The 1,319-nt window shown below is 68.5% G+C and carries 1 protein-coding gene and 1 pseudogene; one reads left to right on the top strand and one right to left on the bottom strand.

From position 1 onward, the window contains the following. Positions 1 to 410: pseudogene (locus ACOJVU_RS02035) on the top strand (hypothetical protein); the annotation flags it as partial. Positions 411 to 653: 243 nt separating this feature from the next. Here the strand turns inward: ACOJVU_RS02035 and ACOJVU_RS02040 are convergent. Continuing rightward, positions 654 to 1,319: YncE family protein (locus ACOJVU_RS02040; RefSeq protein WP_421528250.1), on the bottom strand; the 666-nt coding region annotated here is incomplete at its 5' end.

Raw genomic sequence — 1,319 nt, forward strand, 5'->3', positions numbered from 1 at the left:
TGGTCCGGGACCGACCGGAATTCTCCTCGGCGACAACACAATTGCGCATGCTGGACAGCTCGGGCCGGCTGGTCGACGCGCACGTGACGTGGGTGCGCACCATCGTGGCAGGACCGCTGCCGCGGTGCGGGTACTTCGCGCAGCCGGACAAACCGGCGCGGCTGATGCTCGACGGGCCCCTGCTGCCCGCCGACTGGACCGTTGAACTGAACTACCTGGCCAACAGCGACGGGTCGATGACGCTGTCACTGAACCAGGGACCCGACGTCCGGGTCCCGGTGCATCCGGGACTCAACCGGGTTTTCGTGCGCCTGCCGGGTGCCGGGGATGCGATCACGGTGCGCGCCGACACCGCCGCGCTGTCGTTGTGCCTCGCGTCGGGGCCCGTGGGTTTCCTGGCGCCGGCCTGAGGCATCAGGTGAACCGTGCAGTCGCCCGGGACGCGCGGGATCGCCTCTCTGCCCGGGGCCGGGGGACACGCGTACGCAACGACCGACGCGGCGGGTGCCGACCCCTGCGGACCCCGTCGTCGGGGATCGCGACCACGATCCGATCCGACCTGGGCACGGTGCAGCACGACGTTCTTGGCGCGGTCCACTACCCGACCGCGGTATTGCCGGGGCGTCCCCTGATCGGCAACACCGCGGCTGACCCTACCCACCGAGAACGTCCACCGTGTCGGCGCTGCCGACAGTGACGTACACGTCTCCGTTGACGGCGTTGAACGCCACCCCGTCCGGGACGCCGCCCACGGAGGCGGTGCCGATGACGGTGCCCGAGGAACTGATCTCCGACACCGTGTCGCTACCCGCGTTGGCCGCGTAGACGGTGCCGGTGGTGGGGTTGACCGCGAGCGCGTCCGGGTTGGTGCCGACGGTGATGGTGTCGATGACGGTGCCGGTGGAGTTGAGTTCCGTCACCGTGTTGCCGTCGGCGGTGCCGACATAGATGTCGCCGCTGGAGTTGACCGCCAGCCCGTCCGGATGACCGCCCACGGTATAGGTATCGAGGACAGTGCTTCCATAGGAGTTGAGCTCCGATACTGTGCCGCTGCCTCCGTTGGCGACATACACGTCGCTGTCGATGTTGCGGGAGTTGGTCGCCAGCGAGTCCGGTCCCGTGCCCACGGTGACGCTGGGGGCGGCTGCGCTTGAGTCGGGGAAGGGGGCGCTAGACGAAACCGAGCCGCTGACGTTGTTGGCGGCGACAACTTGGCCTCGGAAGCCCGCCACTACCGCGACCGGATCGTCCCCCACGGTGATTGTGTTGGAGACGCTGCCTGAGGAGCTGATCACCGATACCGTGTCGCTGCCTGCGTT

The sequence above is a fragment of the Mycobacterium sp. THU-M104 genome (genome assembly GCF_049197365.1).
GTDB lineage: Bacteria > Actinomycetota > Actinomycetes > Mycobacteriales > Mycobacteriaceae > Mycobacterium.